Origin of the sequence: Bacillus sp. H1a (assembly GCF_000633475.1) — a bacterium.
GTDB lineage: Bacteria > Bacillota > Bacilli > Bacillales > Bacillaceae_G > Bacillus_A > Bacillus_A paramycoides.
Map to the genome: position 1 here is coordinate 1 of NZ_AYMH01000045.1, position 20,579 is coordinate 20,579.

At 36.2% G+C, this 20,579-nt stretch carries 31 protein-coding genes and 1 pseudogene; 20 read left to right on the forward strand and 12 right to left on the reverse strand.

Annotated features, from left to right (window positions below; translation table 11 throughout):
* The first annotated feature begins 305 nt into the window (after window positions 1–305).
* Window positions 306–491, forward strand: coding sequence for a hypothetical protein (locus U860_RS0120930; protein ID WP_025150047.1), 186 nt, complete (start codon window positions 306–308; stop codon window positions 489–491).
* A gap of 16 nt (window positions 492–507) precedes the next feature.
* Here the strand turns inward: U860_RS0120930 and U860_RS0120935 are convergent, their stop codons facing one another.
* The 5 genes from U860_RS0120935 to U860_RS0120955 all read right to left on the reverse strand — a co-directional run bounded on the left by U860_RS0120935 (window position 508) and on the right by U860_RS0120955 (window position 3,160).
* Complete coding sequence (locus U860_RS0120935) at window positions 508–765, reverse strand: DUF3975 family protein (RefSeq protein ID WP_025150048.1); 258 nt, start codon at window positions 763–765, stop codon at window positions 508–510.
* 15 nt (window positions 766–780) lie between these two features.
* Window positions 781–1,095: a multidrug efflux SMR transporter gene (locus U860_RS0120940; RefSeq protein WP_000312621.1), complete on the reverse strand. Its 315-nt coding sequence runs from the start codon at window positions 1,093–1,095 to the stop codon at window positions 781–783.
* Between the two features lies 1 nt (window position 1,096).
* Window positions 1,097–1,429: a multidrug efflux SMR transporter gene (locus tag U860_RS0120945; RefSeq protein WP_025150049.1), complete on the reverse strand. Its 333-nt coding sequence runs from the start codon at window positions 1,427–1,429 to the stop codon at window positions 1,097–1,099.
* Window positions 1,430–1,500: 71 nt separating this feature from the next.
* On the reverse strand, window positions 1,501–2,082 hold the full coding sequence (locus U860_RS0120950) for a TetR/AcrR family transcriptional regulator (protein ID WP_025150050.1): 582 nt from the start codon (window positions 2,080–2,082) through the stop codon (window positions 1,501–1,503).
* A 100-nt stretch (window positions 2,083–2,182) separates the two neighbouring features.
* Window positions 2,183–3,160 carry a LacI family DNA-binding transcriptional regulator gene (locus U860_RS0120955; protein WP_025150051.1) on the reverse strand — a complete coding sequence of 326 codons (978 nt, stop codon included), beginning with the start codon at window positions 3,158–3,160 and terminating at the stop codon, window positions 2,183–2,185.
* Window positions 3,161–3,475: 315 nt separating this feature from the next.
* Between U860_RS0120955 and U860_RS0120960 the strand changes: the two genes are divergently transcribed.
* Window positions 3,476–4,012 carry a hypothetical protein gene (locus U860_RS0120960; protein ID WP_033795466.1) on the forward strand — a complete coding sequence of 179 codons (537 nt, stop codon included), beginning with the start codon at window positions 3,476–3,478 and terminating at the stop codon, window positions 4,010–4,012.
* A 37-nt stretch (window positions 4,013–4,049) separates the two neighbouring features.
* Here U860_RS0120960 and U860_RS0120965 read toward each other — a convergent pair whose 3' ends face one another.
* Window positions 4,050–4,433, reverse strand: a complete 384-nt coding sequence (locus tag U860_RS0120965) for a rhodanese-like domain-containing protein (RefSeq protein ID WP_025150053.1) — start codon at window positions 4,431–4,433, stop codon at window positions 4,050–4,052.
* 170 nt (window positions 4,434–4,603) lie between these two features.
* On the opposite strand from U860_RS0120965, the gene U860_RS0120970 reads away from it, so the two are divergent.
* Complete coding sequence (locus U860_RS0120970) at window positions 4,604–5,440, forward strand: biotin/lipoate A/B protein ligase family protein (protein WP_025150054.1); 837 nt, start codon at window positions 4,604–4,606, stop codon at window positions 5,438–5,440.
* Between the two features lie 28 nt (window positions 5,441–5,468).
* Here U860_RS0120970 and U860_RS0120975 read toward each other — a convergent pair whose 3' ends face one another.
* Window positions 5,469–6,311, reverse strand: coding sequence for a hypothetical protein (locus U860_RS0120975; RefSeq protein ID WP_025150055.1), 843 nt, complete (start codon window positions 6,309–6,311; stop codon window positions 5,469–5,471).
* Window positions 6,312–6,610: 299 nt separating this feature from the next.
* On the opposite strand from U860_RS0120975, the pseudogene U860_RS31825 reads away from it, so the two are divergent.
* The 3 genes and pseudogenes from U860_RS31825 to U860_RS0120990 form a co-directional block, all read left to right on the forward strand.
* Window positions 6,611–7,059 (forward strand): annotated as a pseudogene (locus tag U860_RS31825) (spore photoproduct lyase family protein); the annotation flags it as partial.
* Window positions 7,060–7,155: 96 nt separating this feature from the next.
* Window positions 7,156–7,584, forward strand: a complete 429-nt coding sequence (gene mntR / locus U860_RS0120985) for a transcriptional regulator MntR (RefSeq protein WP_002173426.1) — start codon at window positions 7,156–7,158, stop codon at window positions 7,582–7,584.
* A 53-nt stretch (window positions 7,585–7,637) separates the two neighbouring features.
* Window positions 7,638–8,285, forward strand: a complete 648-nt coding sequence (locus U860_RS0120990; RefSeq protein ID WP_025150056.1) for an HAD family hydrolase — start codon at window positions 7,638–7,640, stop codon at window positions 8,283–8,285.
* A 74-nt stretch (window positions 8,286–8,359) separates the two neighbouring features.
* On the opposite strand, the gene U860_RS0120995 is transcribed toward U860_RS0120990, so the two are convergent.
* Both U860_RS0120995 and U860_RS0121000 read right to left on the reverse strand, forming a co-directional pair.
* Complete coding sequence (locus U860_RS0120995) at window positions 8,360–8,761, reverse strand: SA1362 family protein (RefSeq protein WP_025150057.1); 402 nt, start codon at window positions 8,759–8,761, stop codon at window positions 8,360–8,362.
* Between the two features lie 79 nt (window positions 8,762–8,840).
* A complete protein-coding gene (locus U860_RS0121000; protein WP_025150058.1) occupies window positions 8,841–9,761 on the reverse strand; it encodes a DUF1385 domain-containing protein in 921 nt (306 codons plus the stop codon).
* 244 nt (window positions 9,762–10,005) lie between these two features.
* On the opposite strand from U860_RS0121000, the gene U860_RS0121005 reads away from it, so the two are divergent.
* From U860_RS0121005 to efp, 4 genes are read left to right on the forward strand one after another with little or no spacing between them, the layout of a single operon-like run.
* On the forward strand, window positions 10,006–10,491 hold the full coding sequence (locus tag U860_RS0121005) for a YqhR family membrane protein (RefSeq protein WP_025150059.1): 486 nt from the start codon (window positions 10,006–10,008) through the stop codon (window positions 10,489–10,491).
* Between the two features lie 55 nt (window positions 10,492–10,546).
* Window positions 10,547–10,987, forward strand: coding sequence for a type II 3-dehydroquinate dehydratase (gene aroQ / locus U860_RS0121010; RefSeq protein WP_002111769.1), 441 nt, complete (start codon window positions 10,547–10,549; stop codon window positions 10,985–10,987).
* A gap of 4 nt (window positions 10,988–10,991) precedes the next feature.
* Window positions 10,992–12,053, forward strand: a complete 1,062-nt coding sequence (pepQ, locus tag U860_RS0121015; protein WP_025150060.1) for a Xaa-Pro dipeptidase — start codon at window positions 10,992–10,994, stop codon at window positions 12,051–12,053.
* 21 nt (window positions 12,054–12,074) lie between these two features.
* On the forward strand, window positions 12,075–12,632 hold the full coding sequence (gene efp / locus U860_RS0121020) for an elongation factor P (RefSeq protein ID WP_000626519.1): 558 nt from the start codon (window positions 12,075–12,077) through the stop codon (window positions 12,630–12,632).
* A 188-nt stretch (window positions 12,633–12,820) separates the two neighbouring features.
* Here efp and U860_RS0121025 read toward each other — a convergent pair whose 3' ends face one another.
* Together U860_RS0121025 and U860_RS0121030 are read right to left on the reverse strand one after the other, a co-directional pair.
* Complete coding sequence (locus U860_RS0121025) at window positions 12,821–13,123, reverse strand: hypothetical protein (RefSeq protein WP_025150061.1); 303 nt, start codon at window positions 13,121–13,123, stop codon at window positions 12,821–12,823.
* Window positions 13,104–13,682, reverse strand: coding sequence for a GNAT family N-acetyltransferase (locus U860_RS0121030; RefSeq protein WP_025150062.1), 579 nt, complete (start codon window positions 13,680–13,682; stop codon window positions 13,104–13,106). Before U860_RS0121030 ends, U860_RS0121025 begins: the two co-directional genes overlap by 20 nt.
* A 181-nt stretch (window positions 13,683–13,863) precedes the next feature.
* On the opposite strand from U860_RS0121030, the gene U860_RS0121035 reads away from it, so the two are divergent.
* The 9 genes from U860_RS0121035 to U860_RS0121075 are packed head-to-tail and all read left to right on the forward strand — an operon-like array spanning window position 13,864 to window position 19,373.
* Window positions 13,864–14,145, forward strand: coding sequence for a YqhV family protein (locus U860_RS0121035; RefSeq protein WP_000816054.1), 282 nt, complete (start codon window positions 13,864–13,866; stop codon window positions 14,143–14,145).
* Window positions 14,146–14,172: 27 nt separating this feature from the next.
* Window positions 14,173–15,099 (forward strand): stage III sporulation protein AA, encoded by a 927-nt coding sequence (gene spoIIIAA, locus U860_RS0121040; protein ID WP_025150063.1) that lies wholly within the window; start codon window positions 14,173–14,175, stop codon window positions 15,097–15,099.
* Window positions 15,093–15,608, forward strand: coding sequence for a stage III sporulation protein SpoIIIAB (gene spoIIIAB / locus U860_RS0121045; protein WP_025150064.1), 516 nt, complete (start codon window positions 15,093–15,095; stop codon window positions 15,606–15,608). Before spoIIIAA ends, spoIIIAB begins: the two co-directional genes overlap by 7 nt.
* 14 nt (window positions 15,609–15,622) lie before the next feature.
* Entirely contained in the window at window positions 15,623–15,826 is a 204-nt protein-coding gene (gene spoIIIAC / locus U860_RS0121050) for a stage III sporulation protein AC (protein WP_000020914.1), read from the forward strand.
* Window positions 15,827–15,849: 23 nt separating this feature from the next.
* A complete protein-coding gene (gene spoIIIAD / locus U860_RS0121055; protein WP_079998460.1) occupies window positions 15,850–16,233 on the forward strand; it encodes a stage III sporulation protein AD in 384 nt (127 codons plus the stop codon).
* A 10-nt stretch (window positions 16,234–16,243) separates the two neighbouring features.
* Window positions 16,244–17,416 (forward strand): stage III sporulation protein AE, encoded by a 1,173-nt coding sequence (gene spoIIIAE, locus U860_RS0121060; protein ID WP_025150065.1) that lies wholly within the window; start codon window positions 16,244–16,246, stop codon window positions 17,414–17,416.
* 12 nt (window positions 17,417–17,428) lie between these two features.
* Complete coding sequence (spoIIIAF, locus tag U860_RS0121065) at window positions 17,429–18,061, forward strand: stage III sporulation protein AF (RefSeq protein WP_025150066.1); 633 nt, start codon at window positions 17,429–17,431, stop codon at window positions 18,059–18,061.
* On the forward strand, window positions 18,051–18,713 hold the full coding sequence (spoIIIAG, locus tag U860_RS0121070; RefSeq protein ID WP_025150067.1) for a stage III sporulation protein AG: 663 nt from the start codon (window positions 18,051–18,053) through the stop codon (window positions 18,711–18,713). The genes spoIIIAF and spoIIIAG overlap by 11 nt, the downstream gene beginning before the upstream one ends.
* 15 nt (window positions 18,714–18,728) lie before the next feature.
* Entirely contained in the window at window positions 18,729–19,373 is a 645-nt protein-coding gene (locus U860_RS0121075) for a SpoIIIAH-like family protein (protein WP_025150068.1), read from the forward strand.
* A 40-nt stretch (window positions 19,374–19,413) separates the two neighbouring features.
* Here the strand turns inward: U860_RS0121075 and U860_RS33870 are convergent, their stop codons facing one another.
* Entirely contained in the window at window positions 19,414–19,611 is a 198-nt protein-coding gene (locus U860_RS33870; protein WP_081806845.1) for a DNA recombination protein RecO, read from the reverse strand.
* Between the two features lie 475 nt (window positions 19,612–20,086).
* On the opposite strand from U860_RS33870, the gene accB reads away from it, so the two are divergent.
* Window positions 20,087–20,575, forward strand: a complete 489-nt coding sequence (gene accB, locus U860_RS0121080) for an acetyl-CoA carboxylase biotin carboxyl carrier protein (RefSeq protein ID WP_002173411.1) — start codon at window positions 20,087–20,089, stop codon at window positions 20,573–20,575.
* Window positions 20,576–20,579: the final 4 nt, after the last annotated feature.

The following is a 20,579-nucleotide window of genomic DNA, read 5'->3' on the forward strand; positions in this document are numbered from 1 at the left end:
TACCTAAAGGGGATAATATCAATGTTGGTCTTTTTTTCTTGCCAAAAATTTTAAAGGTGCCTCATAAAAGGCACCTTCTTCAATAACGACAATATGAAAGTAAGAGTTTATAAACAGAGAGGCTATTCGGTACAACATCTTTCGGAGTATGTAATATAAAGCTGAAAACGATGATGAGAGCCAGAAATAGGAAAAATAAAAATAGGATATGTTTATGTATAGAATTTTGCATATCATCCACTCCTTTTTTTTAGGTAGTATGTCCAAAAGAAAGAAGGGTATGAGAAATTTTAGGAGAGAGAACGATGGGAAAACGAAAATTGTTATTTGGAATAGGGGTAATATTTTTTTCAATTGGTCTCATAGTATCAAATTTTTACTCGGATATACCATCGCCATTTCCTAATTTGCATAAAGGGATTGGTATGAATGTTGCCATAGTTGGTCTGCTTTGTCTTATCGCATCAAATTTCTATAGAAAATCAGAATGAATATAAAAAAGGACAGTTACTTCTTTTCTGAAGAACTGTCCTTTTTAAATAACTTGTTCCAAATCTTGGCGATACTCCATATAATCACGATAGTAATGGAGGCAATAATTGACCAAGCGATAGATGCAATTTCAAGTGCCATGTTAGGAAGGAATGTAAGAATGGATAATACTTTATGAAACAGCCATTCTATTATATGAAAACTTATTTGTAGTAGAATGACGATCCCGAGTGTGATCCATGTTAATATTTGTTTTCCTTTTTCTTTCCACATGACATTCACCTCACGTTAGCTTAATAGTTTTAAGCCAACAGCGCCGCATAGAATGCAGCTTAAGAAGGCAAGACGGCGCCAATCCGCTGATTCGCGGAAAATAAGAATACCTAGAAGTGCACTTCCGGCAGTTCCGATTCCAGTCCAAATTGCATAAGCAGTTCCCATCGGTAATGTATCCATTGCAAGGGATAAGAAGAAGAAGCTTACGCCGAAGTTAGCGATTAAAATAACTTTTGGTGCCCAGCCTTTCTTTTCAGTGGCTACTTTCATAAAGAGTACACCAATAATTTCACAAATACCAGCTAGAATTAAAAATACCCAAGCCATTTTATGCAGCCTCCTTCGCTTCTTTTTCTTCTGTTACTCGTTTTAAGCCGATTACTCCGAAGAAGATTAAACCAATTAATAAAACTTTTACAATAGAGAAAGGTTCTCCGAAAACAAAAATCTCTGTAAGAACGATTCCGCCTGCTCCGATCCCTGTAAAGACCGCGTACACAGTACCAACAGGTAAATCTTTATAAGCTCTAAATAATAAGATGAAACTTACTGTAATTAATAGAGCAACACCCGCCCATTCTAATGGAGCCTCCGCGTGTTTTAGTCCAATCACCCAAAAGATCTCAATAATACCAGCTAAGATTACATAAATCCATGCCATATGTTATTTCTCCTTCCTACCAGTCGTTAGGTAAAGGGCTTAAAAACGACGCATTGCAAAGGAGCAATCCGTCAGTTTGAAAGTCCGCGCCAAAATACTTTCCAAGAAGCGTCTAAACGTGTCTCAAAACGATTTAAACCTGCGTATAGTAGTTCGACCATAAGACCGTCCAGTAAGCATAGAAAAGCCTCTAATGCGTCTTTTATTTCAATGTTATGCAGTTCACCTTGTTCATTTGCCCGTTTAAATACAGGGAATAAAAGTTTTCCGACGTTTTCGATGTGTATATTCGCTTTATCAATAATTTGTTCACGAAATGCATCCGGCGGAAAATAAGAAGTTCGTAACCAAAACATTGATTCTTCACTTTCACCAAATCGTTTTGCATAACCTTTTAACAAATTTAAGAGCAATTCTTCAGTGGACGATTTTGAAAAAATTTTGATATCGTCTGTGAAGCTCTGCAAATCTTTTTGAAGAGCGGATTCTAAGCATGTGAAATATAGCTCTTCTTTTCCTTTAAAGTGTGCGTAAATCGATGGTTTTTTAATCCCAACTTCTTGAGCAATATTTGCTAATGAAGTTCCTTCGTAGCCGTAGCGTGCGAAATGAGAAAGTGCTACAGCTTTAATGCGGTTTGCTGTCATTTTCATCCCCTACCTACCGTTCGTTAGGTTAATTATATGAGATGAAAATTATAAAGTCAATGGGGAAATGTTGAAAAAAAGAGCACTATAGTTAGCGCTCTTTTTTTTAGACCGTTTTTCGCTCAATTAAATGGAATGAAAGTTCTTCTGAGCTTCCAATAATTTGTTCGTCTTGCATCTGCTTATGGAATAAAGAAAAGGTACGTGATCCCATCGTGAGGCCGGGATGCTCAATAGTTGTAATTTCTAATGCTTTTGAAATTTCATGGTTATCAAACCCAAGGATAGCGAGGTCCTCAGGGACGCGAATGCCATGTTTTTTTGCTTCTGTTAATAAACCAGCAGCTACTTGATCATTCGCTGTGAAAATAGCAGTTGGACGATTTGTCATATTTAAAATATGTTGAAGTATTTTTGCCCCGTCCTGCATCGTATAGCATTGATGAAAAATCCAATCAGGGTGCACTATTTTTCCTTCGTGACGAAGGGTATCGGCGAAAGCTTTTTCACGCTCGATTGAATTAGCACTTGTTTTTCTTGCTAAACAAATACCGATTTTTTCATGACCTTTACTTAATAAATAGGTAGTACCGAGACGGAACCCTTCGTAATGATCTACATAGACAGATGAAATGAGGGGATGTTTCATTTTTTCGCATGAAATAATGGGAGCGAATTTTGCGAACGGTTCAATTTGTTCCCATGAACTCGTTCGAGAGCAAATAATCATCCCGTCGAATTGTTTCATTTTCATCATTTCAAGAACGCGAATTTCTTCAATACTATCATAATTCGTTTGGCACAAATTAATATGATATCCAGCTAATAATGCTTCGTTTCCGATTCCTTCAATAATGGTGCTAAAATACGGGAGATTAATGAAAGGTAGCATAACGCCAATTGTATATGTTTTACCCCTTATTAAATGGACGGCATTAATATTTTTTGCATAGTTCAATTCTTCAACTGCATCTAGAACACGCTTACGTTTTTCTTCTTTTACGTAAGGATGATTATTAAGGACACGGGAAACCGTTGATATGGATACACCAGCAGTTTTTGCAATTTGTTTTATATTGGCCATATGTATCACCTCTTTATTTATTATAAGGGAAAATAATAAGAATGAAAAAATCTTGACCTGAAAAGCTTTTCACAATCTATGTTATAAATATGACTTCCGTTATTCGCGTAACCTTTTTATTTGGGCGTAAGAGTGGCGAGGTCATTTTTGTATGTCCACAAAGAATTTTTGTCAAAATGTGTGAGAATAACGTGGAAAGTTTTCAAAGGAGGAGTTTGATTGTAAAGCGAATATGAAGAGAATATAAACGCTTCGTTCGTTAAGAGAGCGATATGAAAGGGCGGAAACAAATTGAAAAAAGGAATCATTTGTTTCGTGTTTTCTAGTGTATTACTTAGCTCATGTTCATTTCAGCAAATGATGCAAGAAGAAAAAACATTTGTGGGAACAACAGGAGGGGCTATGGATCGTGTTACTGATCCTATTCCGCTAAAGGAGCTTCCGAAATATTTTCCGGCGAAGTTTAAGGTTCCAACGTTTTTACCTTATGACATTACGAGTGATGTGATGGGAGAGGTGAGAACGATGGGAAAGAAGAATGCTGTCGTAACGATTAAATATAAGCAACAAGAGAAAGGAAGGCACGACTATATAGAATTAACAGTGGCAAACTTTTCTTACAGTTTTCCATACATCGTAGAAGAGAATCGATTTCAAGAACAAATGCGGTTGAATAATGGAGCACCTGCTTATTTTAAAAATAAGGATGATTACGAGCGAGGAGACGAATTCGCTACGCTTATATGGAAAGAGAAGGGAATTGAATACCAGCTATTATATCGTAATGTAGATGAGAAAGATGAAGATGTGATCAAACAGAATCTACTGTACATTGCGAATAATATGGAATAAAAAAACTAGCTGAATGATACAGCTAGTTTTTTGTGTGTTATTTCTTTTTAATTTTACCTGTCCAAGATTTAAATCCACCTTGTAATTGGTAGAAATCTTTGTAGCCTTGTTTTTTTAAGTATTGTGCTGCACGACCTGTACGGAATCCGCTTTGGCAATATAAATAAACAGGTTGATCTTGGCGAAGTTCTTTGTAGCGAAGGCGAATTTGTGATAATGGAATGTTACGCGCGCCTAAAATATGTCCCGCGTTAAATTCATCCGCTTCGCGAATATCGATAAGCTGTGCTTTACGGTAGCCAGCGCGAAATTCTTCTTCTGAAAGTGTTTTAATTAATTTTTTCTGATAGAAATACATCCATACAGTGTAGCCGATGAATGCTACAATTGCGACCAGTATAATAATCAAGTTTGTTGACACGATTCTATCGCTCCCTTTTTTCTTATCCTACTTTCAATATTATAATGACCATATGTATTTATGCAACAGATTCATTTGTATATAAGAAGAAATTTCGTATTCTTTCACAAATTTTGTCGAATTTGGTAGACTAGAGAATGTGAAAAATAATTGGTTATATGAGGTGCAGGATGGGAAAAGAAAAATGGTGTTATATTAACTCTGGTCAATGTTCACCGGCATTTAATATGGCGTTAGATGAATGTTTATTAAATTGGCAAAGTGAAAAGAAAATGCCACCAACAATTCGTTTTTATGAATGGGAAGTACCAACATTAACAGTTGGGTATTTCCAGCGAGTTGAAAAAGATATAAATATGGATGTAGTTAACGAAAAGAAATATGGATTCGTTCGTCGTCAAACAGGCGGCAGGGGTGTACTACATGACAAAGAGTTAACGTACAGTGTTATTGTGTCTGAAGATCATCCGAATATGCCAAAAACAGTTACAGAAGCATATCGCGTTATTTCGCAAGGCTTATTAGACGGTTTTAAGGCATTAGGATTAGAAGCGTATTATGCAGTTCCGAAAACAGAAGCGGATCGTGAAAATTTGAAAAATCCGCGTTCAGGAGTATGTTTTGATGCACCGTCTTGGTATGAAATTGTAGTTGAAGGAAGAAAAATCGCAGGTAGTGCTCAAACACGTCAAAAAGGTGTTATCTTACAACACGGTTCTATTCCGTTAGAAATTGATTTAGATGAGTTATACGACCTATTTTTATTCCCAAATGAGCGAGTGAAAGAGCGCATGAAGAACATGTTTTCTTCTAAAGCGGTAGCGATTAACGAATTAACAGATCGTACATTTACGATTGAACAGTTAATTAAAGCGTTTGAAGCTGGATTTGAAAAAGGATTAGATGTAGAGCTTGTACCGTATGAACTAACAGAAGAACAACTTCATGAAGTTCAAACTTTAGCAAAAGAGAAGTACGAAAGTAATGATTGGAATTATAAAAAATAAGGAGATGGCGACCGCCATCTCCTTATTTTTATAGTAAATTAAGTACTTTCTCTACTTTGATTCCTTTATCTTGTAAAGAACGAAGGCGGTTTACAACGTCCATAATTTCTTTGTCGAATGTAACGCTAATACCTTGGTTTTGTAGTTCTTCTTTTAATCCTTCAATAGAATCATCTATGTCGATGCCAAGCTCGTAATCTTGACAAACTTCAATTGTCTTTTTCACGAGTTTCACATAATTTTCTTGTAGTTTTGAATTTGTTTCAGTCAAAGCAGGTTGCTTCGGTTTTGCAGGAGTAACCGGCGCTGTCTCTTGCTTTGTAACTGGAGTAGATACTACTTTTTTCACAGGTGCTGGAGTAGATAGTTCTACAGCCGCTTCTACACTTACTGGTTTCGGCGTTGGTACCGGAGTAGGTTTAGGTTCTGCAGCAGGTGTTTCTACACGCATAACAGGCTTTGGAGCAGGTGTAACTGCTTTTGGAGCTTCTACAACCACTTCTTTTTTCGGAGTAGCTTCTACAACTGTTTCTTCTTGCTCAGCAGCTTCTTTATTTTCTTTGCTCCACATAACGCGTTCAATTTCTAGAGAAACATTGTTTTTGTTCATCGCTGTTAATGTAACTTTACCAACTTCAGCGTTCCCAGTGAAATCAACAATTTTATAAATAACACTCTTGTTCCAATCCACGTTTCCGCTCAAAAATAATTCTTCGTTACATTTCGGCGTTAAGCCCTCGATTTTAATTTCTGCGTTTACACCGTTTTCACTGTATACCATAATTAGCGAAGCATTTACATCTTCGTCTGCTAACATTAGTTCACGTACCATTTTGCCGGTGCGTACTTGCGTTTTCTTCTTAACTGACATCAAATTTCTCCTCTCAAAAATTCAGTAATAATAAAAAAATCGTATAACGAAAAATAATTGCTCACGAAGATTTATGATACCGATAATAAAAGCATCACGTCAACAATTAACTTTAATTATTTTGCATTTTTCTTATTTTCTTTATGAAATTTTTCAATTTGTAAAATTAGACAGAAGAAAAACAGCCTTTTTAAGGGCTGTTAAAACGTGGAAAACTTTAGTGTGTGTTTATTTTTCATTGCTTTTCATACTAACGAGAGAAGGTAATTATGAAATCATTTATGCCAAAGCTCGTTTATTTTGAACCAGGAACATCACCATTTGAAGAACGCATTGAGGCTGCTCGTAAAGTAGCAGGGGCTGGTTATCCAATTGGCTTTATTGTTGCTCCAATTTATATGCATGAAGGGTGGGAAGAAGGATACCGTGAATTGTTTGAACGATTATACAATGCGTTGAAAGATGTGAAAATACCAAATTTAACGTTCGAATTAATTTAACATCGCTATACAAAACCGGCAAAAAAGTCATTCAAGAGCGTTTTCCAAATACGAAGCTTGAAATGGATGAAGAGAAGCGGAAATATAAATGCGGACGATACGGTATTGGGAAATATGTATATAAAAAAGATGATGCAGAAGTATGGGAAGGAACAATAAGAGGTTATATATATGAGTATTTTCCTGATGCAGAAATTCAATATTTTACATATGGGGAATCTGTATTCTTTTTTGTTTTACGTATTTAGGCTCGTTTCCACCTTGTCACGTTATTGTTTCTGGTGTATCATTTTATTGATTGCTTCGTACGGAATAAGCAAAATGAAATTGGATGGAGGAAACCGATGCCTACCCCTAGTATGGAAGATTATATTGAACAAATTTATTTGTTGATTGATGAAAAGGGTTATGCCCGCGTATCTGATATTGCTGAAGCGCTTAGTGTACATCCATCCTCTGTAACAAAAATGGTACAAAAATTAGACAAAGACGAATATCTAATTTATGAAAAATATAGAGGGCTTGTATTAACATCAAAAGGTAAAAAAATCGGAGAACGTCTCGTATATCGTCATGAATTGTTAGAGCAGTTTATGCGTATTATCGGTGTGGATGAAAGTAAAATTTATAATGATGTAGAAGGAATTGAACATCATTTAAGTTGGGAAGCAATCGATCGCATCGGTGATTTAGTGCAATACTTCGAACAAGAAGAAGTTCGAGTTGAGACACTTCGTGGTGTTCAAAAAGCAAATGAAGAGAAAAGTAATTAAGGGGAACGTGTGGCGTTTCCTTTTTTATTTAAATCGAAAAGGGCGGGAAAATAATGAAAGCAATTATTTTTGATTTTGATGGATTAATTGTGGACACTGAAACAATATGGTTTCACTCTTTCAGAGATGCTGTTCGTGAATACGGTGGGGAGTTACCCTTAGAAGAATTTGCAAAATGTATTGGAACGACAGATGAAGTGCTTTATGCATATTTAAAAGAGCAATTAAAAGAAAAATTTAACGAGCATGCATTAAAGGAAAAAGTAACAACTTTACATAAAGAGAAAATGAAAATACCAAAAGCACGTGACGGGGTAAAAGAATATTTAGAAGAAGCGAGAGAACTTGGGTTGAAAGTCGCATTAGCCTCTAGTTCCTCTAAGGAGTGGGTTGTTCGTTTTTTAGAAGAGCTACAGATTAGAGAGTATTTTGAAGTGATTAAAACGAGAGAAGATGTCGAGAAGGTAAAACCAGATCCAGCTCTTTATAGGATTGCGATAGAAGAATTAGGAATTGAACTGTCAGAAGCTGTTGTATTTGAAGATTCATTGAATGGATTGAAAGCAGCGATTGCAGCCGGATTAAAATGTGTCATCGTGCCTAATGATGTGACAAGAAATTTACAATTTGAAAACCATCACCTTCGTATCGAAAGTATGAAAGAAAAAAGTTTGAAAGAAGTGCTGCAACATATAAAGTGAAACTTTAATCAGTGGGGGGTTCTCATCCCCACTGATTATAAACCGCACTAATCGTGAAAAAAAGACCGTATTTCCTAAAAGGAAGCACGGTCTTTCTTTTTGTTTTTTTTACCTTCAATGACAGTTAAATGAGATTGTTTTCTTTTTCGTTTCAACGATGAAGAATTACCCTTTTTCCCCTTGTCATCAGAAGCATTTCGTTTCAAGAAAGAATTGCTTAGGGGTGCTACATTTTGTTTCCCGTGTTTGCGGTTCGATTGTTTTGCAGCACGCTTATATGAGCTTTGCGAATTTGCAGAACCACTAGAGGTTGTAAACATTTTGTAGAGTAAGTAAAAGATACCGACGACAGCCAACATGATACCAATGTTTTTTAACACTCCCATTGGATCTGTAATAACAGATGAAACAAGGCCGAATATTGCTAATCCGATAATAAGTACAAATATAGCGAATGTAAACGAACGACCGTTCATAAGGGACACCTCCTAAAAACATATATTAAAATTAGTATATTAACGATGAGGAAAGGAGTTGAACACCATTTTTAAATAATTATTGTTTGTTTTCTAAACGTAATAATTCTTCAAACGATGCGATTGCAACTTCCGCTTGATCATCTGTTGGTTCTTTCGTTGTTAATAGTTGCAGCCATAATCCGGGATATCCAAGTACTCGTAAAACAGGAATATCTCGTAATCGATTGGTAAATTGTAATACTTCAAAAGAAATGCCGAGAACAACTGGAATTAATAAAATTCGGTTTACTACCCTGGCCCAAAGCGGATCTGTAGGGACGAGGAAATAGACAAACATTCCAATAATGACCGTAAATATAATAAAGCTACTGCCACAGCGATAATGGAGGCGAGTTTGCTTTTGAACATTTTCTACAGTCAGTGGAAGGTTATTCTCATAAGCATTGATTACTTTATGTTCTGCACCGTGGTACTGAAATACCCGCTTAATAAGTGGGGTTAAAGAAATAAAGTATATATAGCTCAATAATAGCATGAGCTTAATGACACTTTCGACAATGATTTGCCCCGTATGAGATGGGAAAATCGGTCTCGTTAATTCAGCTAAAAGTGCAGGAACTGCTGTGAAAATTACTTTACCGAATATGAACGATAAAACGCCAACTGCTGCAACTCCTAATACCATCGTTAATTTTGATTGTTCTTCTTTTTTATTTGCAAATTGTTCATCATCTTCTGGGTGGACATCAAATCGTTCTGAAGCAAAGTTTAAATGTTTTGCTCCATTCGCACTTGCATCCACAATAGCGGCAATACCTCGTAAAAATGGAATTTTCTTTAGTATAGATAATGCTTTATTACGAACGCGTGGTAAACGATAAAATTCAATCGATTTATCTTTACGACGAACCGCTGTAACAGTATATTCTCTACCGCCAAACATAACTCCTTCTATGACTGCCTGTCCGCCATATATTTGTTTTGATTTTTCTGCCATGTTAACACCAACCTGTATTTGTTTCTCTCTTATGTAGAAAAAGAGGCAATTGTCGTACTTGGTTCTGCCATCTTGAAATAAGACAATCACCGAGTTTCCTTTATTTTATCGACAAATACAAGCAGATGACAAGGGGAAATGTTACGAGAGTCGGACAATTCTTATTCTTTTTATAGACAAATTTTGCAGGATTTAAACATGCTTCAAAATAGTTTCGGACATACTATTGAGCGGAGGTGTCAATGTGAATCAAGAACAATCAACAATAAGGAACTTTGTACAGATCGGTTTATTTGGTGGCTTATTTTGGGGCGGTATATGGTATTTCCTTCACATATTTTCATTTACAGAAGCTGGACCTAACTATTTACTTTTACCGTTTGCATTTGGAGATTGGAAAGAAGGGGTTTGGGGGAATGTGCTAGGTATCGTTTGTATGGGATTCCTTTCAATTTTAGTGGCATTTCTCTATAAAGCTCTTTTTAAAAAGTTTGAAGGAGTATTACCTGGCATACTATACGGTTTATTTTGGTGGGCGTTATTATTTTTGGGGATGGGGCTAATGGCACCCGTTATTAAAAGTGCACTCCATTTACCGAAAGGAACAATTGTAACGACAGTATGTATCTTTATATTATATGGTGTTTTTATTTCGTATTCTGTATCATTCGAATCGAATAATACAAATAGAGGAGAAGGGCTCGAGAAGACAAACTATTCAAATAAGTGATTCCTATGTTAAAATGTCGTATAGACATTCTTTAATATTAAGGGGTTTTAAGAAAATGAAAAAGTTACTCCTCGTAAACGGTCCTAACCTAAATCGTCTTGGTGTCAGGGAAGTAAATGTATACGGAAAAGGAACGTTAGCGACGCTTGAAACAGATATGAAACAAGAAGCAGAAAAAATGGGAGTGGAGTTAGAATGTTTTCAATCGAATCATGAAGGAGCTATTATTGATATTATTCATGAGGCGGATGACATATATGAAGGAATCATTCTAAATCCGGGTGCATTTACGCATTATAGCTACGCGATTCGGGATGCTATCGCAAGCGTTTCGATTCCAGTTATTGAAGTACATATTTCTAACATTCATCAACGTGAGTCGTTTCGTCATGAATCTGTGACAGCGGCTGTTTGTGCGGGACAAATTGTTGGATTTGGTTTTTATGGCTATAAGCTAGCGCTATTTGCATTAATGGAGAAATTGAGGGAGGCATAAAGTAATGGAAAAGATCGAGAGATTAAGAAGTGCGTTTGATGAGGCTGGTATTGACGGTATCGTATTAACGAATGAACATAGCCGTAGATATATGGCAAATTTCACAGGAACAGCTGGAGTTGTACTAATTTCAAAAGAGCGTGCTCTATTTATTACTGATTTCCGTTATGTAGAGCAAGCTAGTAAGCAAGCGGTTGGATATGAAATCGTGCAGCACACAGGCCTAATTCTTGATGAAGTTGCGAAACAAGTAAAAGAACTTGGAATTCAAAAGCTAGGCTTTGAGCAAGATACCCTTACATATAGCTCTTACGTAACGCATAATGAAGCGATTGAAGCTGAATTCATCCCAACTTCTGGGCTTGTAGAAAAGTTACGCTTGATAAAGACTGATTCAGAGATTAAGATATTAAAGGAAGCTGCACAGATTGCAGATGCTGCCTTTGAGTATATTCTATCATTCATTCGCCCGGGAGTATCTGAAATTGAAGTGTCAAATGAACTTGAATTTTTCATGAGAAAACAAGGAGCAACATCTTCTTCGTTTGATATTATCGTTGCTTCAGGTCTTCGTTCGGCATTACCGCACGGCGTGGCATCTGAAAAAGTGATAGAAAAAGGAGATTTCGTTACATTAGACTTCGGCGCTTATTACAAAGGATATTGCTCTGATATTACTCGTACGATTGCAGTCGGTGAACCATCTGATAAATTAAAAGAAATTTATAATATCGTTTTAGAAGCACAACTACGTGGTGTGAACGGTATTAAAGCTGGTTTAACAGGCCGTGAAGCTGATGCATTAACGCGTGATTACATAACGGAAAAAGGATATGGTGAATACTTCGGACACTCTACTGGTCATGGAATCGGTCTTGAAATCCATGAAGCACCAGGTTTAGCGTTCCGTTCTGATACAGTACTTGAACCAGGTATGGCTGTAACAGTAGAACCAGGTATTTATATTCCAGGTATTGGCGGCGTACGTATTGAGGATGATATCATTGTAACGAGTGAAGGTAATGAAGTAATAACGAAATCACCAAAAGAACTTATTATTTTGTAATACACAGGAGGATTTTTTTACATGATTTCAGTAAACGATTTTCGTACAGGTTTAACAATTTCAGTGGACAATGCCCTTTGGCAAGTACTTGATTTCCAACACGTAAAGCCAGGTAAAGGTGCTGCGTTCGTTCGCTCTAAACTACGTAACCTTCGCACAGGATCTGTTCAAGAGAAAACATTCCGTGCAGGTGAAAAAGTAGAAAAAGCACACATCGAAAACCGTCGTATGCAATACTTATACGCGAGCGGTGAGGCTCACGTATTCATGGATAACGGAACTTATGAGCAAATCGAACTTGGTGAAAACCAAATCGAGCGCGAATTAAAATTCCTAAAAGAAAACATGGAAGTATCTATTATGACATACCAAGGCGAAGTACTTGGTGTTGAACTTCCAAATACTGTTGAATTAAAAGTTACAGAGACAGAGCCTGGTATTAAAGGTGATACAGCTTCTAACGTAACAAAACCAGCTACATTAGAAACTGGCCTTGTTGTACAAGTACCAATCTTCATTAACGAAGGCGAAATGCTTATCATCAACACTGGTGAAGGTAAATACGTTTCTCGCGCATAGTAGAAAAGCACTCGTGATAATCACGAGTGCTTTTTTTATCCCGCATTAACGGGCAGTAAAACTCCCACCTCAAAATTCGACTGGAGCAAAGAAGTTAGGTGGGAGATCAACTGCTCGTAAACGCCCGATTGGTTCAACTAATAATCAGTGGGGGGATGAACAACTCCCCCACTGATTATAGTTTCACTTTATAGGAAATAGGGCAGATAATAAATAATGGTTATTATAAAACTGAAAGCTGTAAGACTAGCAGTACCTATTGTGTAAGGGCCCCATGTCATTTGAAAAGGTTTTACCTTACCCGTTTTATATATAGTGTGATCAATGTTGGTATTTTGATTTATATTTAAAGCCATGAGCCAAATTGAACCGAACAGCGCGATGCTACCAAGGAAAAAGGTCTCCATAAATGACCAACCGACCATCTTTGAAAAAAGATAAATAAGAGCTAATTCTACTACAATTGTTAAACTAATTTTCAATGCTTTCATATTTTCCCCCCTCATTTTGAACTTCCAACCAATTTAAAAATTTCTCGCGGGATATAACATGCAGTACGCAAGATGATTTTACTTCCTTTTCTAAAGCAGCGTGTTCGTCAGGAAATTTGTTTTCCACATGTAATGAAATGTAAGGTAGTTTCTCTTGTGCTTTTAAAGAGCGAATGTTAGTCGTTTTAGCACCAGCGAATACGTATGTAAGTTGTAAGTCTAAAAAAGCGATTTTAAATATCTCTTTTTTAGCAGCCTCGTTATAGCCGTTTCCCCAATATTGATAGCCGAGCCAACTCCCAATATGTGAGCGCTTTTGTTCGTAATTAATATGTTTAAGTGTGGTGAGGCCGATTATTTCATTTTCTTCGTTTACAATCACTTTTGATAAGGAATGTTCTTTTCGTTCCTCTTCCATTGCAAATAGAATGAATGCTTTTGTATCTTCAATTGTTTCTACTTTTATTCCTAAAGCATTTTTTACATGTGGATCGTTAGATAGTTCAAAAATCGCATTTGCATATCGTAAATCAAGTGGTAATAAAGTAACTCTCTTCATCGTTTATGCCCCTTTTCTATTAAATATATCATAAAATAATGTGAATATTCAGATTCTAATGAAAGCAGTAGAGAAAAATTATGTTTTTACTTCTGAAATAGACAACCTCTGCATATGGTTGTACAAATATATTCTTTTTTAGAATTAGGAACTAGCAAACGTTATGGGAGAAGGTGGGAGAATGAAACAGTGGCTAGCGGCAATGGAAACATCCGTACTTGTGATGGGGTTACTTCGTTTGTTTTCAGGTAGCGCGGAAATATTCGCCGCTTTGCTTATGCTTTACGTGAATGATGCGAAAAAAGCATTGTTTATAAATGGTATGTTGGCGTTTGTTGGACCGACCGTATTAATTTTAACAATGACAATTGGTATAGCGAGTGTAGCAAGTGAGATTTCATTCCTGAAACTTTTTTTTCTAGCGCTTGGAATTGGCTGCATTTTTATCGCGTTGTTGAAATAGTAAGTCGAGTATAGTGGGGAGAAGCTTATGAAAGAGGTATTAGAAGTTTTACCGAAAACGATGAAACAGTTAGTTGAAGATTGTAAGCAATACGATGTCCTAGAGGAAATTCGAGTTCGGATTGGAAGACCACTAGAATGTATCGCACATGGGGAAGTGTTTTTTTATGACTATGTTGCTACAGCGGAAGATGCAATCTACTTATTGAATAAATTAAGTCAATTTTCGATTTACACGATGGAAGAAGAATTGAAACGTGGATATGTGACACTACGAGGGGGACATAGAATTGGCCTAGCGGGAAAAGTCATTACAGAAAAAAGTGAAGTAAAAATGATTCGAGATGTCTCTTCATTTAATATTCGTATTGCTCGTCAAAAAATAGGGATTGCTGAGCCGCTTTTGCCATATCTTTATGAATCACGATGGTTAAACACGATGGTAATTGGCCCACCACAAACGGGGAAAACAACACTTTTAAGAGATGTAGCACGCTGCATGAGTCAAGGAGTAAGCGCTTCGAAAATTTCTTCTTGTAAAGTAGGAATCGTTGATGAACGATCAGAGATTGCCGGATGTGTGAAGGGGATTCCGCAATATGATTTTGGTACGCGAGTAGATGTATTAGATGCTTGCCCAAAAGCTGAAGGAATGATGATGATGATTCGTTCTATGAGCCCAGATATATTGATCGTAGATGAAATTGGACGTAAAGAAGATAGTGAAGCGATTATGGAGGCGGTGCATGCAGGCGTTCAGCTTTTTATAAGTGCACACGGATTTTCTTATGATGATGTTGTGAAACGTCCATCGTTGCAGGCGGTGCTGGAACTTGGTGTATTTGATAGGTTTGTGGAATTGTCAAAAGCGAGAGGGCCAGGAACGGTGATGCAAGTGAAAGATAGATATGGAAAACCGGTATTACCGCATAGAAAGGCTCAAGGCGTATGGTGAAAATATTTGGTGCGGTATTAATAGTTGCTGTTAGCACTTTTTTTGGATTTTCATACGCTAAGCGATACAGCGAGCGACCGCGGCAGCTTAGGTTATTGAAGGCGGCATTGCAATCATTAGAAGCTGAAATTATGTATGGACACACACCTTTATCTGAAGCGGCTGAGCGATTAGTTAAACAAATGCCAAAGCCGCTAAATTGGATATTTCAAAGCTTTTCGAGGCGTCTAGAGAGCGGGGAACAAACAGTTAGAGAAGCTTGGAATGATAGCTTAAAGGAGAACTGGGCATTAACGGCGTTTAAACAAACCGAGTATGAGATTTTACAACAATTTGGTGAAACACTTGGACAACATGATCGTGAATCACAACAAAAACATATTCGCTTATGTATTACGCATTTGGAAAGAGAAGAAGGAGAAGCGAAAGCTTTACAACTCCAATATGAAAAAATGATAAAGAGTTTAGGAGTGCTAGCAGGGCTACTTATCGTAATTTTACTGCTATAGGGGGGAGAAAGGCGATGTCCATTGATGTTGGATTAATATTTCAAATCGCCGGAATCGGCATTGTTTTAGCTTTCATTCATACCGTACTAAAAGAATTAAAGCGAGAGGATATTGCAAATTGGGTTATCCTTGTCGGTTTTGTCGTCATTTTGTTTCATGTTGCATTTTTAATTAATACTCTGTTCGACAAGATTAAAAGTGTCTTTCTCTTCCAGTAAAGGAGGCGGTTCGAATCGAAATTATACAAATTGTCGGATTAGGCCTCGTTGCTACATTCTTAGCTGCTGTTTTAAATCAGCATAAATCTAGTATTACATCGTTATTTATTGTGTTCGTTGGTAGCGTAATGTTTCTTCTCTTAATCGATCAAATTCATTCTATCTTGCAAATGATTGAGAGAGTGGCGAGTGAAGCGAAGGTTAGCAACGTATATGTAGAGACATTATTGAAAATTATAGGGATTGCTTATATCGCTGAGTTTGGTGCGCAAATTACAAAAGATGCTGGTCAAGGTGCAATCGCTTCGAAAATTGAATTAGCTGGGAAAATTTTAATTCTCGTTATGGCAATTCCTATTTTGACGGTTGTAATTGAAACAATTCTCGGGTTTTTACCTACGGGATAAGGGGGAGTGAATGTTGAGGAAGTTTGGAGCTAAGCTGCTATTTGCTTGCTTCCTTTTCTTTTCTTTACCGATTGTTGTACAAGCTTCTCCTGTAGAAACAAACGTCGTTGATCAACAATTGGATAAGCTCGGAATTGAAGATGTGAAGCAATTTTGGGACGGGCTTGTTACAAAATATGGAGGCTATTTACCAGAGAGTCAAAAAGGAAGCTTTATGGAGTTTGTAAAGGGAGAAAAAGAATTCTCCATAAAAGAGTGGATGATAGGTCTATTAAAATATTTATTTCACGAGCTTGTTGCAAATGGAAAGTTACTTGGAACGCTCATTATGCTCACAATTTTTAGTGCATTGTTACAATCACTACAATCTTCTTTCTCAAAGAGTAGCGTAAGTAAAATTGCGGATGCAGTCGTATATATGGTACTTATTATTTTCGCTTTAAATAGCTTTTATGTTGTCATGACATATGCAAGAGAAACGATACAAACAATGGTAGATTTCATACTAGCCCTATTGCCAATTTTACTTGCACTGATAGCAACCGGGGGCGGTGTTGTTTCTGTATCATTTTTTCATCCAATCATCATTTTCTTAATGAATACGAGCGGGCTTCTGATGAATTATATCGTTCTACCACTTTTATTACTTGCAACTATATTAAGTATTGTAAGCACGATGAGTGATCAATATAAAGTTACGAAATTGTCCAAGCTTTTGCAGAACGTTAGTGTCGGGATTATCGGAATCTTTTTGACGATTTTTTTAGGGGTATTATCTGTACAGGGAACAGCGTCAGCCGTTGCTGACGGCATAGCTGTGAAAACTGCTAAATTTGTAACAGGAAACTTCATTCCTGTAGTAGGAAGGATGTTTACTGAGGCGGCGGATACTGTTATTAGTGCATCTGGATTATTAAAAAACACAGTCGGAATTATCGGGCTCGTTATTTTATGCTTAATTGTCGCTTTTCCAGCGATTCAAATATTTTGTATTGCGTTTATTTATAAATTCGCAGCAGCAGTATTGCAACCGGTTGGCGGAGGAGCAATTATTCAATGTTTAGATATTATCGGGCGAAGTATCATTTATGTATTTGCTTGTTTAGCTATCGTATCGTTTATGTTCTTTTTAAGTATCACAATTATTATTGCTGCGGGGAACATTACGCTCATGATGCGATAGGAGGTGAAGAGTATGCAATTTGTTACAGAGTGGATTAGAAATATTATCGTTTTTTTACTCTTAGCGACAATGCTTCATCTTATTCTTCCAAATTCAAACTTACAAAAGTACGTTAAATTCGTTGTAAGTTTATTATTAATTGTGTTAATTTTAACGCCCCTTTTTAAATTATTACAAACAGATGTGAACGAGGTAATCGCAAATTTTAACGAAGAAAAATATGTAACAGATGGATCAGTAAAAAATTCAATAGATTCGAAGAAAAAAGAAATACAAGCTCTAACACGTGCATATAGTTTAGAAGAGATGGCTACCAAAATGAAAAAAGAAGTAGGAAAAGAGTTTGAGAAAAAGTATGGTATGACAGTCTCTGAAATACAAATAGTTGCAGCGGAACATACAGAAGAAGTAAAGTCAGCGAAAGATATTCAATCTGTTGTTGTGACGTTGAAAGAAAAAGAACGTAGTAAAAATGATGCAATCGAAACAGTAAAGCAAGTTGAAATTAATACGAAAGAACCTCCAAAAAAATTAGAAGAAACGAATGTAGAAATGAAAGATTTCTTTTCAAGCAGGTGGCAACTAGAGGATAAACAAATCCAAGTTCAAATGGAAGGGAGGACAGGTAGAGTAAATGGACAATAAAGATAAAAATTCGAAGTTCTCATTTTTTCGAAACTTATTAAATGGGGATGAAAAAGAAAGTAATGAGAAGGGAAAAAAGGTAACACCTAAGTTTTTACTTGTCCTACTTATACTTGGGATTTTGCTTATGTTTTCTAGTAATTACTTTTCACCCAAAAAAGAAGAAGTACCTGTGTTTAAAGAACAAAAAACTCAAAACCAAGAAAAGGACGTACCAACTTTCGGACAAAAAAATAACGATAATATGTCAAATGTAGAAAAATATGAAAAAGCGTATGAGCAAGAATTGAAAGCCTCTTTAGAAGAGATAGCGGGAGTAAAAGATGTAACGATTAAAGTAAATTTAGATTCATCTGAAGAAAAAATACTTGAGAAAAATACGGTGAAACGCTCACAAACGACAGGTGAAACTGATAAAACAGGCGGGAAAAGGGAAGTAGACGACGAGTCTCTTGATGTAAAGACAGTCATTATACGTGAAGGTGATAAAGAAACTCCAATTGTTTTGCGAACAGAGAAACCGAAAGTACGAGGTGTTCTTGTCGTAGCAAAGGGAGTGGATAATATACAAATAAAAGCAATGGTAAAAGAAGCTGTGACGCGATTGTTAGATGTGCCAGCTCATCGCGTTTCAGTATCACCGAAAAATTGATAGGGAGGAAATGAAGTGTTAAAAAAACAAACAGTTTGGCTATTAACGATGTTAAGTTTAGTGGTTGTACTATCTGTTTATTACGTGACAACTCCTGAGAAAATGAATAATGCGGCACCAACAACGAGTGAAAAGATGGGACAAGAAAAGCAAGGTGCTGATAAAGCGGTCACAAAAGAAACAACGAATAAAGAGACAACAAAAGAAAGTACAAGTAAGGAAACTACAAATAAAGAAACAGACAAAAAAGAGAATGCTAAAAAAGAAACAAGTAAAAAAGATGCTAACGTAACAGTTCAATCAAGTGATGAGAATTTCACAGCTTTACGTATGCAAATGGAAGATCAGCGTAGTGTTGAAAAAGAAAAGTTACAAGGTGTAATGAATTCATCAAAATCTTCAGCAGAAGAAAAGAGTAAAGCGAAAGATAATCTAGATGCAATCACTACAATGGAAACGAAGCAAGAATTACTTGAAACAGTGATTAAGTCTCAAGGTGGATATAAAGATGCTCTTGTAAGAGCTGATGGAACTGATATTAAAGTCACAGTTAAAGCGGCAAAGCATTCACAAAAAGAAGCGAATAAAATTATTCAGCTTGTAAGAAGTGAAGGCGGCTCAAAAGATGTAGGGGTAAAATTTGATCCATCAGTAAAATAAAGTAAACTTTAAATTAGATAAAAAGAATAATAGAAAAAAGCTATCGCTTTCGATAGCTTTTTTCTATTTCATCTTTGTAGCTGCATTTAGTATTTTCAATTGGAAACGGGGAAATACGCTGTGAGTAAAAGATTAATGGTTCATGATACTGGTGATTACTTTTTCCGGATTTGACGTGGATGAAGAGGACCAATGTCCAAATCATTACGGCAGGCAAGAACAGAATGAGCCATATCATATGTTCACACCTCACTACAATAAATTTTCTACACTTTGAACATACTATTCTTTTATGAAGGAAGAATGAACGGCGCGTAAACAAAAAAATAATATTTGGTAAAAATATGTTTTTTTACCGTAGATAAAATGAAGAATACTGAGGGGATTACGTGTATACACTGTACAGTTTTGAAAATGTAAAGAATGTTTTTTAGGAAGTGGTCTTGCCAATTTTGTGTGAAACTTGGTATTATTACTAGGTAATAAATTTTTAGTGGAATAATATTTTTACAGGAGTTTCAATTTATAATAAAGAAATATAAATTGGAATGTTTAAAAAATTTATCGTAAGATGGGAATAGTAAATATTTCTATTAGTAAATGTCATAGGAATGAAATGTCTAATAGAATACATCGTATTTTTACAGTCAATCAGTTTTATTGATGCCAATCTGTAAAAACGGGACAAACAAGAGTATGGGAGTGGATTTTACATGTTTAAAATTCAAGAAGTTCGTGAATTAATTAAATTAATTGATAGCTCTAATATTGATGAATTTGAATACAAAAAAGATGGTACAACAATCAAAATGAAAAAACGTGGTAATGAAGTTGTTACTATGCAAGCACCGGTAACGCAACAAGTAGTGCAACCAGCGGCACCTGTTGAAGTAGAAACAACAGTAGCGGCAGCGCAAGTAGAAGTGGCAAAACAAGAAGAGAAGAAAGCTGTTCAAAATGAAAATCTACATAAAATTACATCACCAATGGTAGGAACATTTTATTCTTCTTCTTCACCTGATACACCTCAATATGTAAGTGTTGGGGATAAAGTATCGAAAGATTCTATCGTATGTATTGTTGAGGCTATGAAGTTATTTAACGAAATTGACGCAGATGTAGAAGGCGAAATTGTTGAAATTCTTGTTAATAACGGACAGCTTGTTGAGTATGGACAACCGCTATTTCTTGTAAAAGCGTAATAAG